We start from the raw sequence: 16,966 nt of genomic DNA, 5'->3' as shown, positions 1-16,966 counted from the left end.
TACTTTAGCCTAATAATTGATTTGTAAATGAATTTGAATCTACCCGAGCAATACAGAAATACGCTTCAGGCACTCAAAGACAAAATAAAAAGTGCACGAATTAATACCGCTCTAACTGTAAATGTTCAATTGCTTGCCATCTATTGGGAAATAGGATCATTCATTACTCGTCAGGAAAATGAAAGAGGGTGGGGTGGTAAAGTAGTGGAGGTTTTGGCAAACGATTTAAGAAAAGAGTTCCCTGATTTTAAAGGACTTTCTGCAAGAAATTTAAGATATATGCGGGACTTCTATTCCAATTGGCCCGAACTTTCAATTTTGCAACAACCTGTTGCAAAGAATAGCTCTCAGGTAATTTTGCAACAACCTGTTGCAAAATTACCTTGGGGCCATATCTGCGTTCTAAATGACAAGCTAAAACTGCGTGAAGAACGTATATTTTATGCTCAAAAAGCTACCGAAAACAATTGGAGCAGAAACATTCTTATCCACCAGATAGAATTGGATCTATACAACAGACATGGGCGAATTCAAAACAATTTCAATCAAGTTCACCTGGGTGCCCAAGGGGAATTAGCAAAAGAAATATTTAAAGATCCGTATAAATTTGATTTCTTCCAACTAACGGAAGAAGCAAAGGAAAGGGATTTGGAGGAAGCTTTAATTCATCACATCAAAGATTTTTTGATGGAAATGGGAAAAGGCTTCGCCTTTGTCGGGCAGCAGATACAGGTCGAAAAAGGTGGTAAGGACTATTTCATAGATCTGTTATTTTATCATACAAAACTACATTCATATGTAGTAATAGAATTAAAAATTACTGAGTTTAAACCGGAGCATGCCGGAAAGATGAATTTTTATTTAGCGCTGGTTGACGAATACTGGAAAGCGCAAAATGATGCACCTTCAATAGGATTAATTTTATGTAAGAGTAAAAACAAAGTTACGGTTGAGTATGCACTTAGAGATGCGAGCAAACCCATGGGAGTAGCTGAATATCAACTCACAAATGCGATTCCCAAAAATCTCCGTGGTGATCTACCCAGTGTAGAAGATCTCGAATTTGAATTAGAAAGGCCATTAACTACCTTAGAGAAACCCATAGAAAAAAACCTAAGGGATTTAAAAAATTTGATAGCAGCCATTAATGGCGAAGAACTCCAAGAAAAAATAACGCCGGCAAAAGTATTGGCCATTTTCACAGATGTTATGCCATTAATAATTAAGAACATAAACGACCTTTTATCAACAGATATATATCCGTTATTTCAAGAGCACTATATTTCCCGATCCATACGAAATGAGCAATTTAATTATTTCACCTCCATAGACTTAGAGTCAAGATTGCTAAAGGAAGAAACGATTGATGCAATTGGATTAAGAATTGAATTAACAGGATTTAAAAAAGCCGGAGTAAATGCTTTTAATTTAACACACAACCTAATCTTTTATTTAGAGGATTATTATTACGAATTAGGTCCTTTAAAAAGTGAAATTTGGGATAAACGACTTTACCATCAACCTTGGACGGGCGATGCAATATTGAAAATTTCAGAACGTTGGGCTAATGAAATAATTTTACAAATTCATAAACATATTACAGGCTTACCCCAATAAACCCTCTCTACCTCCATATCTCCGTCCCCGGATGAAACTGTTTCCACGAGCGCCAGTATTCCTGAGAGGCTTGTACCTTGGTTAGCTGCTGGCCTTTTAGCGGACCGGATACGCATGTACCCGCCCAGTTCCAAAATGAGGAGGTTTCTTCGTCCTTCAGTTGGTTATTCTCTATCATAAAATGGTGCGGGCGCCCGTCAACCAAACTGCTCCAGGCGTGGAAGCTTTGCTTATCGTTCTCTATGGCAAGCAGCAACTGAATACCGTTTAGGTTATCGTTCATGATGCGCTTTTTAACCAGTTTGCGCCAGTCGTAAGCTTTAGCCTGCCCGTTGCCAATAATGCCTACTATCCAGGTTTTGCTCACCAGCGAATCTTTGTTCTTCAGCGTGCTATCCTTATCTACGGCTTGCTTTACATCGTAATCTTTCAGGTCTTTATAATCGGCGGCGTACTTGCCATCGGGCTGCATAATAAGCGAGCCGGGGTAACGCGCCAACCACGAGTCGAGAGTGGTTTGCTCATACGGCAACTCAGCAAGGTGCGAACCTTTCATGGGACCAACTGCCGCAACACCTGTAGCCTGGTACCACCATGTTCCCGTGGCTTTATCTTCAATAATAGCATTGTAATGCCTTGCCCCCACCAGTCGGAAAATTTGTTCTTTGCCGTTTATCACCGGGTCGTACACGCGGCCGGTGCGGCACATGGTGCAATAGGTAACCAATATGGGTTTGCCGCCAATGCTATCCTGCACCTTGTGGTGGTAGCCTAAATAAATAACCGGGTAAGCCTTGGCTACGCCGTTGTGTACCACGCCTATCACCAAATAGCTATCGGGCACTTTGTTTTTAAACATATTGGCAAAGCGGGCCTTCAGGGTTTCCTTGAACATGATCTCGGCCTTAAACTTATAGTCGGTGAAGTAAAAACTGCCCAGGCATAGCACCAGCACGCTTAGTTTGATGATCTTTTGCTTGCGCGAATTTGTTGGCAATCCTTTAAACAGGTAAAACAGTATCAGCAAAGCGCCAACAATACGCAGCGGCAAAACTATCTTTTCGAGGTAATAGCAAACGGTAATGGCGTTAATATCCTGGCTGCCGGGGAAAGGCATCAGCAGGTAGGCATGCAGCAGGCCAGGGAGCACCAGCAGGGTAATGCCTGCCCAAAACAGCTTTGGGTTAGTAGTCTTCATTGTTAATAGGTTTACGGTATTGGCAACCGGCATTTTGCTCTAAATTATAAAAAAGGTACCAACAACAAGCCCCACCGTCAATTTTACTTTGCGCTTACCCTGCGTTAGTTAACACAACCTACCTTTACTTAAAAAACTATTACTATGAAAGTTGAGATATGGGGCGATGTGATGTGCCCCTTCTGCTACATTGGCAAAAGGCGTTTTGAAGATGCCTTGCAGCAGTTTGATGGCAAAGAGAAGGTAGAGGTAGAATGGAAAAGCTTCCAACTGAATCCGCAGATGAAAACCGACCCATCGGTAAATATTAGCCAATACCTGGCCGACGTGAAGGGCTGGACTTTAGAGTACGCACAGCAAATGAATGCCCACGTAACCCAAATGGCGGCAGAAGTAGGGCTTACTTACGATTTCGACCGCGCCGTAGTGGCCAATAGTTTTAAAGCGCACCGCTTTAGCCATTTCGCAAAAAGCAAAGGTTTGGGCGATGCCGCCGAAGAAGCACTGTTTAAAGCATACTTTACCCTGGGTAAAAACACTGATGATAACGAAACCCTTGCCGAACTGGGCGAAGAAATTGGTTTGGATAAAAACGAAGTGATAGGTGTACTAAACAGCACTACTTATAGCGACGATGTAAAGCACGATATTGCCGAAGCCGAATACCTGGGCATACGCGGTGTACCATTTTTTGTGATGAATGGTAAATACGCTGTATCCGGCGCGCAGGCCGTACCGGTATTTACGCAAACGCTGGAAAAAGCTTATGGTGAGTGGCAAGGCGAACAAGCCAAACCCAAACTGGAAGTAATTGACGGCCCTGTTTGTGGCCCGGATGGGGATTGCTAATTACAATCCTCATTCTTCCACCAAAATTACTGATACTGATGTTGTAAGTAAAAATTCTTGCTATATTTAGGGAATAAATGCCTGAACCATTGTCAGTCCATAAAGTCCTATTAAACAATATTGCTTTTGATGTAGCAGCGCGTAAGGCTAATATTTTGCTCAGTTATTAAACCTGAACGAAATATTGTATATTTATACACCAATTCAATAAGCTATTGAACCTTACATGAAAAGACTTTACTACAACATTGCTACCATAATTTTCTTATCTACAGCCATCGCAAGCTGCAAACTTGATGCACCTGTATATCCCGAAGGTACAAATACCAACACTGGAACTGGAACCGGGACGGGCACTGGAACCGGAACGGGCACAGGGACTGGCACCGGCACCGGAACAGGAACTGGGACTGGAACTGGAACAGGAACTGGCACGGGAACAGGAACAGGAACTGGTACTGGTACTGGCACGGGTACTGGTACTGGCACGGGTACCGGAACCGGAACCGGAACCGGAACCGGTACAACACCTGAAAATGACGGCAATGGTTTGGCAATACCTACCAGTAACAATACTATCCAGATACAGTATGTAGCAGGTGGGCCAATAACTACCTACAACAGCAACGTATTAGGCATTTCTGGATTTGGCACACTTGCCGTACAAGCCATTAGAAACGCGTCTGACACTTTTTCACTCGCATGGATAGGTGATACGCCCGGCACTTACGAAATCGCGTTATTTACTGCAGCCAACTATTCAATGGGTTTTACACAATCGGGGAAAGTTAAAATAACTTCTATCACAGTTGATGGTATGCAGATATCAGCAAAAGGAACTTTCAGCCTTGATGTTACAGACGACGCGGGCAAAGAATACCAACACGTTATTGGCTCTTTCAACGTAAAAAAATAACGCAGGTACGGTAATTTATTTATTGCGGAGGGCGTAATTTCTTTTATTCAAATTTTGGTGCTAACTTTGCACCTTAGTGTTATTATTACACTATTATAAATTACACCAATTTGGACGCTGCCGCAATAAAATATAATTACCCGCGTACAACCCTGCGCGTTGCAGTTGCTGCTATGTTTTTTATGGCCGGGCTAAGCTTTTCCAGCTGGGCATCGCGCATTGCAACTGTTCAGCAAGAGCTTGGCTTATCAGATGCCGCGCTGGGTGGCGTATTGTTCGCCCTACCTGTAGGGTTAATGTGTTCATTGCCTTTCTCAGGTTGGATCATCACCAAAATTGGCAGCCGCAATTTACTGGTAGGTGCGCTAATTGTTTACGCATCCACATTGGTTACGCTTGGGCTGGCGCAGAATACTTTTCAGCTTATTGTATGCCTGTTGCTGTTCGGCTTTAGCAGCAATGCGGTAAACATATCGGTAAACACACAGGCCGTTGCTGCCGAAGAATTGTACGGTCGCCCTATACTGGCATCCTTCCATGGCTTATGGAGTTTGGCTGGTTTTACCGGCGCGGCTATCGGCTCTTTCATGATCGGGCAGAACATCATCCCTACCTACCACTTCCTCTTCATACTGGCCATTATTTTTATGGTAACCATGGTTACCATGCGTTACTTAAAAAACGATAAGGTAACCAACCCCGGCCCTGTTTTTGTAATGCCCGATAGTTCTCTAATAAAATTAGGCGCCATTGCTTTTTGCTCGATGATATGCGAAGGCGCTATGTTCGACTGGAGCGTTATCTACTTCAAAAAAGTAGTCCTTGCCCCTGCCGATTTAATAGGTATTGGCTTTACCGCATTTATGCTTACTATGGCTGGCGGCCGTTTCGTGGCCGATTGGTTTGCACACCGTTTCGGCTTAAAGCGCACCATGCAGCTTAGCGGTATGCTCACTGCAACCGGCCTGGCCATATCGGTTATCTTTCCATATTTCTATACCTCACTTGCGGGCTTCCTGTTAGTGGGCGCGGGCGTATCGTCGGTAGTACCTATGGTTTATAGTGCTGCCGGCAAATCAAAAACAATGGCACCGGGTGTGGCTCTGGCGGCCGTATCAACAATCGGTTTCCTGGGCTTCCTTATCGGCCCGCCGGTAATTGGTTTTATAGCCGGGCTGGCATCGCTTAGGGCATCGTTTACGCTTATTGCCATGATGGGTATCAGCGTTACGCTGGTGGCTACCAAAGCAAAAATTTAGCCCTGGTTCAGGTCAGCATCGCCGGGGTTCAGCACGTATTCAAAATTTTCGTACCCGTTGTGGAAGTGGAACTTTAGCCGCTCTTTTGGCAGGCTAATATCCAGCGATATCGCGGCTAATGTTTGCGGCAGGTTATCGCGTATCAGTTTCAAGTCGGTTACATGGGGCATTTCTATATGGATATCCTCGCCAACAGGCTCTATCTTCCAATCTTTTAAACCGGCTGCTGTTAGCACTTCTATCCATTTTTGCTGATAAGCATTCATAAGCTGTTTTATAGGTGCAATTTATCAACAGCCCGCAGTTGGCAAAAGTTTTATGATAATATAACATGCCCTTAACCGTTATGCCCGCCCACAGCTAAAATGCGCTTGTACATCTCTAACTTTTGTTTCAATTTTGTGGCCTATTTATCGTTATTGGCAATAAATGGCTGAGTTTTACCGTCTGCCGGATGTAATATTATACCACCGATAAAACATTTTGAGCCCTTGCCTATTCTATATCTTGTATTAGTTATACCTTTGCGCGCTTAAATGAACACTACCGAAAGTACAACAAAGCCAGTGCCGTCCCGCCTCTCCAGAGTTAGGGGTAGCGTGAGCGATTTCTTCCTGATGCTGTATAGGGTTTATGCCTTTATCATACGCTTTTTTAAGGAAGTACTTTTGCCGCCTTACGATCTTAAAGAGATAGTGCGCCAATGTTACGAAACCGGCGTGCGCTCATTCACCCTCATTACCTTAACCGGTTTTATAGTAGGTGTCATCTTCACCAAGCAAAGCCGCCCTTCGCTTACCAGCTTTGGTGCAACATCGTGGTTGCCCTCGCTGGTGTCTATTGCCATTATGAAGGCTTTGGCTCCGTTGGTTACCGCACTTATTGCGGCCGGTAAAGTAGGCAGCAGTATTGGTGCCGAGTTGGGTTCGATGCGGGTTACCGAGCAAATAGATGCTATGGAAGTATCGGGCACCAAACCTTTTAAATTCCTGGTGTGTACCCGCGTTATAGCTACAACCATTACCATACCGTTGCTGGCCACTTATGTAGCTTTTATTGCACTATTGGGCGGGTACCTAAATGTAAGCGCCAACGAAGGCACCACCTATGTTACCTTTATGGAGCAAGCCTTTGAGCCGCTTACTTTTGTAGATTTTTGGGCATCATTATCAAAAGCCATCGTTTTTGGCTTCACTATTGGTATAGTAGGCTGTTACCAGGGCTTTAATGCTGATAAAGGCACCGAGGGCGTGGGTAAAGCCGCAAATGGCGCAGTAGTTACCGCCATGTTTTTGGTGTTTATTGAAGAAGTTTTAATTGTACAGATAGCCGGCTGGTTCCGCTAATTAGAAAAATGGAAAAGCAAAAGGCAAAAATAGACCTTACCAACGAAGTAGTTAAGATACGGGGACTGGAAAAATCCTTCGGCGACTACGACGTGTTACGCGGAATAGACCTGGACCTTTACCAGGGCGAGAACCTGGTGGTACTGGGCCGCTCGGGTACAGGTAAATCGGTATTGATCAAATTGATATCGGGTTTATTGATGCCTGATAAAGGCCTGGTAGAAGTATTAGGGCACAACGCAGCAACCATAAGCCAGCGCGAGTTGGAAGCATTGCGCATTCGCATAGGTTTCTCTTTTCAAAACAGTGCCTTGTACGATAGTATGACGGTGCGCAAAAACCTGGAGTTTCCGCTGGTGCGCAACCGCAAAGGCATTACCCGTGCCGAAATAGATAAGAACGTAGAAAGCGTTTTGGATGCCGTGGGCCTTTCGCAAACCATTAACCAGATGCCTTCGGAACTTTCGGGCGGACAGCGCAAGCGTATAGGTATAGCCCGTACGCTGATCCTTAATCCCGAAATTATGATGTATGATGAGCCGACCGCCGGTTTGGACCCCATCACCTGCATCGAAATAAACGACCTTATTAACGAGGTGCAACAGAATTACAATACCTCATCTATCATCATTACGCACGACCTTACCTGCGCCAAGCAAACCGGCGACAGGGTTGCGATGTTGTTAGACGGGCAGTTTCAACGCGTGGGTACCTTCGAAGAAGTTTTTGCTACGGATGACAAACGCGTGAAGCCATTTTACGATTATAATTTTACAGAATAATATTACCCCATATAAATATGGATTCAGCAGAAAGAAGAAGATCAATAATAGTAGGCGTATTTGTACTGCTTGGCGTAGCAGTATTTGTAATAGGCATACTAACCCTTGGCGGGCAAAATAAAAGCTTTGTAAAAAGCATTAAAATAAGCTCGGTATTTACCGATGTGGCCGGCCTAAAAAAAGGGAACAACGTATGGTTCTCGGGCGTAAAGGTGGGCACCATTAAAGCCGTACGCTTTACCGGCAATTCGCAGGTAGATGTGGACATGAGCATTGATGCCGCCACCCAGCAATACATACACCGCAATGCCGTTGCGCACATCAGCAGCGATGGTTTGATAGGTAACAAGATCATTGTGATAGATGGTGGTAGTCCGCAGGCCCCTATTGTTCAGGATGGCGATGTATTGCAGGCCGCTAAACTATTATCGACAGATGATATTATGGCCACCCTGCAAAAGAACAACGAAAACCTGCTGGCCATTACTACCGATTTTAAAACACTTGGCCACCAGATATTAGCCGGCAAAGGTACCGTTGGTGCGCTGTTGGCCGATAGCACCATGGCCATGCAACTACGTGCCGCCATGCGTAACCTGCAAGTTACTACGGCAGTTGCATGGCAAATGGCAGCACAGCTGAATACCTTCGGCCAAAAAATGAACACCAAAGGCGGTCTGGCAGATAAACTACTTACCGATACCGTGGCCTATGCCCGCATACAGCAAGCCATTGCCAAACTGAACGAGTCGGCCAATAACGCTACCATCCTGACCAACAACCTTAACAAAGCCAGCAACAAACTCAACACAACCGACAATATCCTCGGTGTATTACTAAATGACCCTGCCGGTGCCAAAAAGGTGCAAGCCACTATCGACCAGTTACAGCAAAGTTCTGTAAAACTGAACGACGACCTGGAAGCGGTTCAGCATAACTTTTTGCTGCGCGGATTCTTTAAGAAAAGGGAGAAAGCTAAGCAGGATAGTTTGAAGGCGAAGATTTAGCCCCCTCCGCCCCCTGAAGGGGGAACTTTGAAATAGCGATGGGTTAACCCATCGCTATTTTTGTTTTATTATGTGCTGCCGCGAGCTTTCAACTCGTGGTATGGCATAACGCAAGCATCCTGCTTGTGAGGCAATAAAGGTAAAGCTGCGGAGTTATTAGCATATTGTTGCACGCAACCTATGCTAATACAATTCGAAGAACAGACCCTCCATAATTTCCGAATACCGGCGTTCACTTTATCGCAAGGGGAAATTCTTGTACTTGACATATATGGAGGCGCAACATTTTATCCCTTGCTGGAAGAATTAGTTGGTTTACTAACAGGGAAAATCAAAAGCGACAAAGTTAGGTTATTATCAACCTTCACCTACGCTGACCATATTAGAAAATTTAAGCGTTTTTGGATTCCCATTACAGTAAATAGTTACCTCAAGAGACATGCGAACCCGGCAAATAGCATTTACGAAAAAGCCTTTATCGACCCAAGAGTTCGCCGCAAAACGAAAATAGTTAGCTTACCCGGAAATTTAAGGAGAGAGTTGGCCATTTACACCGTACTATCAAACACAAATAATATTATTTTCGACCTTGCCGGTGTAGACCATGAAGGCGGCGTAACAATTTATAACAATGTAAAGGAAGCTATTGATGTTGGCGGCGCGGCTATATTGATAGACACATGCGATGAGTTTAAAAACGACTGCACCACTTTTGTGAAAGCCGAATACCTTGGGCCTAAAATTGCGCCATTACCACCTTTCTCTGCTAAGTAAAACTATCAAGCCTTCGGAAGCAGAATGCTTCCGACATGCGCCACCACGAGTTGAAAACTCGCGGCAGCAATGATTTGATTTCAACTGCAAACTCAGCAAACTGCCCACTGCCAACTGAATATCGGCTACAACAACCTTAGATTCGGTTACTTTTCCCGTCTCGTCCTTCCGCAACTTTGTATCAACAAAACATACCGAAATATGAAAATAGTTGTTACAGGTTCGCTGGGTCATATCAGCAAACCACTTACTAAAGAATTAATTGAAAAAGGGCACGATGTTACTGTTATAAGCAGCAAGGCCGATAAACAGGCAGAAATAGAAGCGCTTGGCGCTAAGGCTGCCATAGGTTCTCTGGAGGATGTAGATTTTCTAACGGCTACCTTCACAGGCGCGGATGCGGTTTACGCCATGATACATCCGGCAAACTACTTCGATCATAGCCTTGATCTTCATGCCTACTTTACCCGCCTGGGCGCTAACTACGCTGAAGCTTTACAACAAGCCAACGTAAAACACGTGGTGAACCTAAGCACCATTGGCGGGCATTTGGCAAAAGGGAACGGCATATTAGCTAACGCGCACGAAGTGGAGAATATATTGAACGAATTACCTGCCGATGTAAGCATCACCCACATGCGCCCAACATCGTTCTTTTACAATTTATTTGCCCACGCGCACAGCATTCAAAACGAAAACCGTATTGCTACCAATTTATGGCGAGGGAGATATTATCCCATGGGTATCGCCAATAGATATTGCATCAGCCGTGGCCGAAGAAATTGTTACGCCGGGCAATGGCCGCAAAGTACGCTATGTATGCAGCGAAGAACTTACCGGTGCTGAAACTGCCAGCATTATTGGCGAAGCTTTGGGTAAACCCGACCTGCATTGGGACCTGATAAGCGACGAGGAAGCCTTGCAAAACCTAATAACCATAGGCATGAACCCGCGTATTGCCGCAGGCCTGGTAGAAATGTTCGGTGCTATACACACGGGTTTACTGGCCGAAGATTACTTTAAACACCGCCCCGAATTAGGTAAAACCAAAATGGCTGACTACGCTAAAGAGTTCGCGCTGGCGTTTAAACAATAATTCACCGTATAACGTATATTGCATTATGGCAGGCACACAACCGCATCGTTTTAAAACCATCAGCGAGTTCCACGCATTCAGGGGCTTGCCTAAACCGCAGCATCCTTTGGTGAGCGTTATCAACGTTGATAATATTACCGAAGTCCCCGCAGGCGAGTTTAGCATGGTGAAGGATTTTTACTCCATCGCCATGAAACGCAACTTCAACATTAAAATGAAGTACGGGCAACAGCAGTACGATTTTAACGAAGGTACCATGTTTTTTATGGCACCGGGGCAGGTTTTAAAGTTGGAGGTTGATAAGCCTACGCCGGTGAAGCAGTCGGGCTGGATGTTGCTGTTCCACCCTGACTTTTTATGGAACACGCCGCTGGCCAAAGGCATTAAGCAATACGAGTTTTTTGATTACGCGGTGCACGAGGCGTTGTTTCTGTCGGACAAGGAGGAAACCATCCTCAACGGCATCATTCAAAACATCGAGCAGGAGTATCATTCCAACATTGATAAGTTCAGCCAGAATATCATCATCGCTCAACTGGAGCTGCTGCTTTCTTATTCCGAGCGCTTTTACCAGCGGCAGTTCATCACCCGAAAAATAGCCAACCACCAAATATTGGATAAACTGGAAAGCTTACTGAATGATTATTTCAGCAGCGAAGCATTGGCCACACAGGGGTTGCCCACTGTAACTTACGTAGCCGAAGAATTGGCCGTATCTCCGGGTTACCTGAGCGGTTTGCTGAAAACTCTCACCGGGCTAAGCACCCAACAGCACATCCATCAAACACTGATAGAGAAGGCAAAAGAAAAGCTATCCACCACCGGGCTATCGGTAAGCGAGATTGCCTATCAATTGGGTTTCGAGCATCCGCAATCGTTCAGCAAATTATTCAAAACTAAAACGCAGGTGTCGCCGCTCGAGTTTAGGGCATCGTTCAATTAAAAAGGGCGATTTGGTAAACCTTAGCAGCGCGGCGCTGTTGTATGGTTATGAAACGAAGCGATGTAGTATTACAAGCAGTGGGTTTGGGCGCGGTGGCGGGTATGCGCGCCGCCATGGCACCTATGATAACCAGCCATTATTTAAACACACACCCCAACCCTGCTTTGTCGCGTACTTCGCTGCGTTTTATACAATTACCGCTTACGGCAGCCATCACCAAAATGCTTTCGGCCGCCGAGCTTACAGGCGATAAACTTCCTTCAACCGCCAACCGTATAGAACCTGCCCAATTATTGGCGCGCGTAGCTTCGGGGGCCTTTGTGGGCGCAACCATATTCAAAGCCAATAAACTAAGTGCTATTGATGGTATATTGATAGGCGGCGCATCGGCATTAGTGGCATCGTTCGCCAGCTTTTACCTGCGCAAAGCGGCAGATGCACTACCCTTTGCTAACGAACCCATGACGGGTGCTGTAGAAGATGCCGTAGCTTTAGGCACGGGCGTAGCTGTTATAAAGTCCCGCTAATTTACAATAGGTTCGGGCTTGCGTTTCTCGGGCGGCAGAGCTTCGTACTTTTTGTAGCAGTCGCTCAGGTACGACACCAGGTTAAAATCTTTGTCGGTATAAACCTTTACGCTTGGGGTGTACAGGCTTATAAAATTATCCAGCTCCTCATCCTTTAGCGGCACATATTTACCGATAGTTTCGGGCACAAACACCTCATGTATATGGTCCATAGTGTCAAAATCCTGCAGCTTTTTGGCTAATTTGGCTTTGTCTTTCTCGCCTTTTTTCCAGTATTTTATGCGGAAGGTAACGCCACCGTCGTAATTACCCTCTTTGTTGCGGTGATAAACCATGCTTTGGTTATGAAAAAGCTTATCGTATTTGGGAGCTTCTTTAGCCAGCCCGGTGGTAGTAATATTTACTTCGTTCAGCTGAATCTTCTTCAGGTCTAAAAATATCTCGGTATTACTATAGCTTGTTACCAGTACGGTATCATTTTGATAGGCGATGCTTTTAAACAGCACCAGGTCGCCCAGTTTTGCTTTGACGGCGAATTTGCCATTCTTATCGGTAAGGGTGCTTTGTTTATTGTTCAGGTTTTCGATGTAAACACTGTTAATGCCCGAGCGTGTTTTGTTCTCGAACACCTGGCCCTTAAAGGTTTCCTGCGCCGAAGCGCCGAAAAATAAGCAGCAAAAAACAACGATCAGTAGATATTTAGGCATGTTTAAAAATAGGAAGAAAACAGCCTTAGCAGAAGGTTTTAACCAAATTTAACATTTGAGCCACATCAGCCAATTGTAAACAATAGCAAAAACAACATTCCGAGAAAGTTTTTTAACTGAAGTGTGGTATTTATTCTGTATTTTTATAGGCTAAAAATATATTTTTATAATGTATTTTTGAGTGACTGACCCAACATAATTATTTGACAACCATTTTGAAACCGACGTTAACAGGAACCGAAGCTTCAATGCCCCTTAGTGCCCAAACCAAGCATGGTTTGTACAACAGCTACTCAAGTATGCTGTTGGGCTACTTATTGGAAGCATTGAAAGACAAGCAGGCTGCCGAGCAATACCTGGTGGAGATATTTAGCCAGTTGGAATTTACCGACATACAGGCTATAACCAAACCGGGCGTAAATACGTATTGCCAGTTGCAAATGATAGCGCGCAAAAAGCTATCTGCATTTTTAGCAACCGTAGACGATTGCGCAGAGCCCGCAAAAACCTCACAACCAAGGGTGATAAGTGGTAACAAATTTATTGACATGATGTCTCATGAACAACAAACTGTTTTTTGCGGCGTACATTATCATGGCAAAAGTATTAACGCGCTTTCGGCAGAATTAGAAAAACCGGAGGCAGAAATTAAACGTATTTTGAAAGAGTCATTCACTATTATCAGGAACCAACGTAATGATACAGCAACAGTACATAGATAGCGGCATTCTGGAGGCCTATGTAACAGGTTCTGCTACCGAAGCGGAGGTTGAGGAACTGATGTACATGAAAGCCAAGTATCCGGAAGTTAACTTTGCCCTGCAACAGTTAGAGCTGGACATGGAGCACATTGCCCAAACCATGGCGGTAACTCCTCCTGCCAAATCATGGGATAAAATATCCGAAACGATAGACGAACTTATCCTTCGCCCCGAGTACGACCCTAAGCAGTTTGAACCCGGTGCCGAGAAAACCAACTATCAAAACTTCCGCACAGAAGGCGGCCCGCAGTTTATTGAGGTTGAGTCAGAATCCAGCCACATGCGCATACACAAAACCTGGAAATGGGTTTTTGCTGCGGTGTTCGTTTTAGGTAAGATATTCTTGGGTTGTGCTATTTACTTCTACCTGGCCAACCGCCAGGCACAACAACAGGTTGAGGAGTTAAAAACCGAGCTGCGCCAATTGAAGAAATAGTACAATCAAATAACGTCATGCTGAAATCTTTTCAGCACCCAATCATACAGGTAGCCACTTTGCATTAAATATGCATGGTGGCTATTTTGCTTACGGAGTTTTACTAATTTGTCATGCTGAGGCACGAAGCATCTATCACCACCTTGCATAGTGGTTATTGCATTGTGGCTAACAGATCCTTCGCTGTCGCTCAGGATGACAAAACATATGTATTAACTTTCTGTAAACCTTTTACCCTGCCATAAGTTGTTTTAATAAAATAACATCTCACATGGCAACATCAACCCCCAAAAAAGGCGACAATACCCAACCAGCTAAGGCGAAAGAGTTAAAAACCGATCACCCCTTAAGCGAAAAGGATGAAGTAAAAAAGGCGGAAGAAAAAACCAATCATCCGCCTGCTAAAAAAGCTTAATGGTTTACCAGCATATTGCGGTTGGTTAGCGCCCCCGCAATATTATCTATCAGGTTTTTTTCCGAGAATGGCTTCAGCACTACGCCTGTCATTCCTACCGATAGGTATTTATCCCTGTCTTCTTTCAACACGTTGGCTGTTAGCGCCAATATAGGCACATTAGCCTTCTGCATATTGCCGTTTGCACGCACCACTTGCGAAAACTCTATCCCGCCCATCTCCGGCATCTCAATATCTGTAAGGATGATATCGTACTGATTATCTTCGAACAACTGCAAAGCTTCGCGGCCATTGTAACCTACATCAAAAGTTATCTTCCATTTTTTAAGGATGGTGGTTACCAGCAATACATTCAGCTTATTGTCCTCGGCAACCAACACGTGAGTACCGGCAACCAGTTCGCGCGGATCAAGTATCTCCGAAGATATTTCTTCTTTTTTGCAGCTGCCCGGCTCGCCAACCTGCATTGGCAGCTTAAAGCTGAATACCGAGCCTTTACCCACCTGGCTGGTAACGTTAATGCTGCCGCCCTGCAACTCAACTATCTTCTTAACAATAGCCAAACCAAGCCCGGTACCGGGAGTGGAGGTTGCCTTTTGTGCCGAATTAACCTGCGAAAATTCATCGAATATAAAGGGCAGGTGTTCTTTATCTATACCTAAGCCGGTATCGCGCACATTTACGTTCAGCACTTTGATGCCCGGCTCTTTGCCATCAGTTAAAAAGGCATTAATAAATACTGAACCACGCGGCGTAAACTTAATAGCGTTACTGGTAAGGTTCATAATAACTTGTTTCAGGCGGAAATGATCGCCCTGCAGGCATATATCCTTACCAAAATCTAACTGGTGTAACAGTTTAATACCTTTTTTGCCTGCCTGTACTTGCATACCGGTAGCAATTTCGGTAATGGCATCGTGCGGGTTAAATGGTGCTATGTCAAAGTTCATTTTCCCGGTTTCGTACTTACTAAAATCAAGTATCTCGTTCACTACCTCCAGCAGCATTTTCGATGAACTGCGAATAGCGCCGGTTTGTTCCAGTTGTGTTGGCGTAAGGTTACTTTCGGCCAATTGTTCTGAAAAGCCAATGATAGAATTTAGCGGTGTACGTATCTCGTGGCTCATGCTGGCTAAAAACCTGCTTTTCGAGTTGGCGTAGTTCTCGGCCATTTCGGTGTATACCACCATTTCTTCCTCGTTCTTAAATATCTTCCAGATGTTGTACAAGATAGTTACCACCACCACAGTAAGCAGCACGAACATCAGTCCCGACAGGCGCTTAAATTCGTACAACACATTAGATAGGTTGCTGCCTACCTCTACTTTACTGGTAGCAATATAATCCTGCTCCGCCAGCTTATATTTCTTTAAGCTACTGATAATCTGATTAATGAGTTTATTGTTTATCTCCAGCATTTCGCGCTCATTGGCGCGTAGCTTATTGGTAGCCTCGTAAAGCTTGCTGTAGTAGTTATTGTACACCCGCGCTACTTTTGGCGTAGGCGTCATGGTAGTAATGGTGGTATCGGTAGTGCGTTGCACTATAACCGGCGGAAGCTTAGCTTCTTGTGGCTTCTCTTCTTTTTTACCGAACAGGCGTTTAAAAAAGCCACGTTTTTTGGGTTGTTCGGCAGGCACAAGTGCTTTTGCCACAGCTGCGGGTACAGGTTTCAGCGTATCAATGTGCACTTCGGTCTTAACGCGGCGCACTACCGGTTGCATCAGGTATTTGTTGTCTTTTTCGGTGAGTTTGCCGGTAACCTTTCTTGCCGATTTCATTAAACTATCGGTCAATGTCATCAACCGGATATAGTTATCAGTCTTTAGCGTTTTCTCACTGATCAAATTCCCTAATTCTTCATCTTCAGCAAGGCTCACATTGTTTTTATTGTTACTGTTTATGGTATCAATAATATTGTGGACATTCTTTATTTGCTTGTTGAATTGGTTAAAGTACTTCTTTTTGAAAGTGAGCGCGTACATACGGCTGCTGTTATCAGCACTGTAAAGTTCAACTATACAGCTATCAATAAGCGCCGAGTTCTCGCGCGCCTTTATCATTTGCTGAAAGCTGGTACGTATCTTCTCGGCCCGTGTGTAGTGAAGGTATAAATAAAAGGCACTGCCAAACAGCACCACAATGAGCATAACAATTAGCCCGTAACGTAAAAAAGGGATCTTTTGGATCTTCTTAACACCGGCGATCATAAGTACAGGTTTAAGCACATATTACATTAATTCAAACATTGGCAGTTGCGGCCTATCATTTCAGCCTATGCCTTTGCCTGCATTATTGCAATGTAGGTGCCACCACCCATTTTATTCCATATT

20 protein-coding genes are annotated in these 16,966 nt (G+C 44.5%); 16 read left to right on the top strand and 4 right to left on the bottom strand.

Going from position 1 to position 16,966, the window contains the following annotated elements:
- Positions 1–27: 27 nt before the first annotated feature.
- A complete protein-coding gene (locus tag BC343_RS16265) occupies positions 28–1,617 on the top strand; it encodes a PDDEXK nuclease domain-containing protein (RefSeq protein ID WP_078348873.1) in 1,590 nt (529 codons plus the stop codon).
- A 7-nt stretch (positions 1,618–1,624) separates the two neighbouring features.
- Here the strand turns inward: BC343_RS16265 and BC343_RS16260 are convergent, their stop codons facing one another.
- Complete coding sequence (locus BC343_RS16260; RefSeq protein ID WP_162276883.1) at positions 1,625–2,815, bottom strand: DUF3179 domain-containing (seleno)protein; 1,191 nt, start codon at positions 2,813–2,815, stop codon at positions 1,625–1,627.
- Between the two features lie 144 nt (positions 2,816–2,959).
- On the opposite strand from BC343_RS16260, the gene BC343_RS16255 reads away from it, so the two are divergent.
- From BC343_RS16255 to BC343_RS16245, 4 genes are all read left to right on the top strand, one after another.
- Positions 2,960–3,664 carry a DsbA family oxidoreductase gene (locus BC343_RS16255; protein ID WP_078348871.1) on the top strand — a complete coding sequence of 235 codons (705 nt, stop codon included), beginning with the start codon at positions 2,960–2,962 and terminating at the stop codon, positions 3,662–3,664.
- 296 nt (positions 3,665–3,960) lie between these two features.
- Positions 3,961–4,260, top strand: coding sequence for a hypothetical protein (locus BC343_RS31060; protein ID WP_156088760.1), 300 nt, complete (start codon positions 3,961–3,963; stop codon positions 4,258–4,260).
- Positions 4,215–4,580, top strand: coding sequence for a hypothetical protein (locus BC343_RS31055; protein WP_156088759.1), 366 nt, complete (start codon positions 4,215–4,217; stop codon positions 4,578–4,580). Before BC343_RS31060 ends, BC343_RS31055 begins: the two co-directional genes overlap by 46 nt.
- A gap of 110 nt (positions 4,581–4,690) precedes the next feature.
- Entirely contained in the window at positions 4,691–5,839 is a 1,149-nt protein-coding gene (locus tag BC343_RS16245; protein ID WP_078348870.1) for an MFS transporter, read from the top strand.
- Here the strand turns inward: BC343_RS16245 and BC343_RS16240 are convergent.
- Positions 5,836–6,105 (bottom strand): hypothetical protein, encoded by a 270-nt coding sequence (locus BC343_RS16240; protein WP_078348869.1) that lies wholly within the window; start codon positions 6,103–6,105, stop codon positions 5,836–5,838. The two genes, BC343_RS16245 and BC343_RS16240, sit on opposite strands and share 4 nt — an antisense overlap.
- Positions 6,106–6,456: 351 nt before the next feature.
- On the opposite strand from BC343_RS16240, the gene BC343_RS16235 reads away from it, so the two are divergent.
- From BC343_RS16235 to BC343_RS16205, 8 genes are all read left to right on the top strand, one after another.
- Positions 6,457–7,185, top strand: a complete 729-nt coding sequence (locus BC343_RS16235; protein WP_238381794.1) for an MlaE family ABC transporter permease — start codon at positions 6,457–6,459, stop codon at positions 7,183–7,185.
- 8 nt (positions 7,186–7,193) lie between these two features.
- On the top strand, positions 7,194–7,967 hold the full coding sequence (locus BC343_RS16230; RefSeq protein ID WP_078348867.1) for an ABC transporter ATP-binding protein: 774 nt from the start codon (positions 7,194–7,196) through the stop codon (positions 7,965–7,967).
- Between the two features lie 17 nt (positions 7,968–7,984).
- Positions 7,985–8,974 (top strand): MlaD family protein, encoded by a 990-nt coding sequence (locus tag BC343_RS16225; protein WP_078348866.1) that lies wholly within the window; start codon positions 7,985–7,987, stop codon positions 8,972–8,974.
- Positions 8,975–9,154: 180 nt separating this feature from the next.
- Positions 9,155–9,748 carry a hypothetical protein gene (locus BC343_RS16220; RefSeq protein WP_143822231.1) on the top strand — a complete coding sequence of 198 codons (594 nt, stop codon included), beginning with the start codon at positions 9,155–9,157 and terminating at the stop codon, positions 9,746–9,748.
- Between the two features lie 201 nt (positions 9,749–9,949).
- A complete protein-coding gene (locus BC343_RS16215) occupies positions 9,950–10,594 on the top strand; it encodes an NAD(P)H-binding protein (protein WP_238381793.1) in 645 nt (214 codons plus the stop codon).
- Positions 10,518–10,844, top strand: a complete 327-nt coding sequence (locus BC343_RS31615) for a Rossmann-fold NAD(P)-binding domain-containing protein (RefSeq protein ID WP_238381792.1) — start codon at positions 10,518–10,520, stop codon at positions 10,842–10,844. Before BC343_RS16215 ends, BC343_RS31615 begins: the two co-directional genes overlap by 77 nt.
- 25 nt (positions 10,845–10,869) lie before the next feature.
- The gene (locus BC343_RS16210; protein ID WP_078348864.1) at positions 10,870–11,787 is read left to right on the top strand and encodes a helix-turn-helix domain-containing protein; all 918 of its coding nucleotides are present in this window, start codon (positions 10,870–10,872) and stop codon (positions 11,785–11,787) included.
- Positions 11,788–11,834: 47 nt separating this feature from the next.
- The gene (locus BC343_RS16205) at positions 11,835–12,314 is read left to right on the top strand and encodes a DUF4126 family protein (RefSeq protein ID WP_202909807.1); all 480 of its coding nucleotides are present in this window, start codon (positions 11,835–11,837) and stop codon (positions 12,312–12,314) included.
- On the opposite strand, the gene BC343_RS16200 is transcribed toward BC343_RS16205, so the two are convergent.
- The gene (locus BC343_RS16200) at positions 12,311–13,021 is read right to left on the bottom strand and encodes a peptidase associated/transthyretin-like domain-containing protein (RefSeq protein WP_078348862.1); all 711 of its coding nucleotides are present in this window, start codon (positions 13,019–13,021) and stop codon (positions 12,311–12,313) included. The two genes, BC343_RS16205 and BC343_RS16200, sit on opposite strands and share 4 nt — an antisense overlap.
- 215 nt (positions 13,022–13,236) lie before the next feature.
- Between BC343_RS16200 and BC343_RS16195 the strand changes: the two genes are divergently transcribed.
- The 3 genes from BC343_RS16195 to BC343_RS31050 all read left to right on the top strand — a co-directional run bounded on the left by BC343_RS16195 (position 13,237) and on the right by BC343_RS31050 (position 14,633).
- A complete protein-coding gene (locus tag BC343_RS16195) occupies positions 13,237–13,743 on the top strand; it encodes a hypothetical protein (protein WP_143822230.1) in 507 nt (168 codons plus the stop codon).
- The gene (locus BC343_RS16190) at positions 13,718–14,218 is read left to right on the top strand and encodes a hypothetical protein (RefSeq protein ID WP_078348860.1); all 501 of its coding nucleotides are present in this window, start codon (positions 13,718–13,720) and stop codon (positions 14,216–14,218) included. The genes BC343_RS16195 and BC343_RS16190 overlap by 26 nt, the downstream gene beginning before the upstream one ends.
- Positions 14,219–14,489: 271 nt before the next feature.
- Positions 14,490–14,633 carry a hypothetical protein gene (locus tag BC343_RS31050; RefSeq protein ID WP_156088758.1) on the top strand — a complete coding sequence of 48 codons (144 nt, stop codon included), beginning with the start codon at positions 14,490–14,492 and terminating at the stop codon, positions 14,631–14,633.
- On the opposite strand, the gene BC343_RS16185 is transcribed toward BC343_RS31050, so the two are convergent.
- A complete protein-coding gene (locus BC343_RS16185; protein ID WP_078348859.1) occupies positions 14,630–16,843 on the bottom strand; it encodes an ATP-binding protein in 2,214 nt (737 codons plus the stop codon). The two genes, BC343_RS31050 and BC343_RS16185, sit on opposite strands and share 4 nt — an antisense overlap.
- Positions 16,844–16,966: the final 123 nt, after the last annotated feature.

Origin of the sequence: Mucilaginibacter pedocola (assembly GCF_002013915.1) — a bacterium.
Taxonomy (GTDB): Bacteria; Bacteroidota; Bacteroidia; order Sphingobacteriales; family Sphingobacteriaceae; genus Mucilaginibacter; species Mucilaginibacter pedocola.
The sequence above is the reverse complement of the archived record's forward strand: the minus strand, read 5'-3'. Positions and strand labels throughout refer to the sequence as shown.

Bases quoted from the DNA above. Each gene is read 5' to 3' on its own strand.
- BC343_RS16240 (WP_078348869.1), bottom strand. From the start codon at position 6,105: ATGAATGCTTATCAGCAAAAATGGATAGAAGTGCTAACAGCAGCCGGT.
- BC343_RS16220 (WP_143822231.1), top strand. From the start codon at position 9,155: ATGCTAATACAATTCGAAGAACAGACCCTCCATAATTTCCGAATACCG.
- BC343_RS16190 (WP_078348860.1), top strand. From the start codon at position 13,718: ATGATACAGCAACAGTACATAGATAGCGGCATTCTGGAGGCCTATGTA.
- BC343_RS16265 (WP_078348873.1), top strand. From the start codon at position 28: ATGAATTTGAATCTACCCGAGCAATACAGAAATACGCTTCAGGCACTC.
- BC343_RS16230 (WP_078348867.1), top strand. From the start codon at position 7,194: ATGGAAAAGCAAAAGGCAAAAATAGACCTTACCAACGAAGTAGTTAAG.
- BC343_RS16210 (WP_078348864.1), top strand. From the start codon at position 10,870: ATGGCAGGCACACAACCGCATCGTTTTAAAACCATCAGCGAGTTCCAC.
- BC343_RS16225 (WP_078348866.1), top strand. From the start codon at position 7,985: ATGGATTCAGCAGAAAGAAGAAGATCAATAATAGTAGGCGTATTTGTA.
- BC343_RS16200 (WP_078348862.1), bottom strand. From the start codon at position 13,021: ATGCCTAAATATCTACTGATCGTTGTTTTTTGCTGCTTATTTTTCGGC.
- BC343_RS31060 (WP_156088760.1), top strand. From the start codon at position 3,961: ATGCACCTGTATATCCCGAAGGTACAAATACCAACACTGGAACTGGAA.
- BC343_RS16215 (WP_238381793.1), top strand. From the start codon at position 9,950: ATGAAAATAGTTGTTACAGGTTCGCTGGGTCATATCAGCAAACCACTT.
- BC343_RS16255 (WP_078348871.1), top strand. From the start codon at position 2,960: ATGAAAGTTGAGATATGGGGCGATGTGATGTGCCCCTTCTGCTACATT.
- BC343_RS31050 (WP_156088758.1), top strand. From the start codon at position 14,490: ATGGCAACATCAACCCCCAAAAAAGGCGACAATACCCAACCAGCTAAG.
- BC343_RS16205 (WP_202909807.1), top strand. From the start codon at position 11,835: ATGAAACGAAGCGATGTAGTATTACAAGCAGTGGGTTTGGGCGCGGTG.
- BC343_RS16235 (WP_238381794.1), top strand. From the start codon at position 6,457: ATGCTGTATAGGGTTTATGCCTTTATCATACGCTTTTTTAAGGAAGTA.
- BC343_RS16185 (WP_078348859.1), bottom strand. From the start codon at position 16,843: ATGATCGCCGGTGTTAAGAAGATCCAAAAGATCCCTTTTTTACGTTAC.
- BC343_RS16260 (WP_162276883.1), bottom strand. From the start codon at position 2,815: ATGAAGACTACTAACCCAAAGCTGTTTTGGGCAGGCATTACCCTGCTG.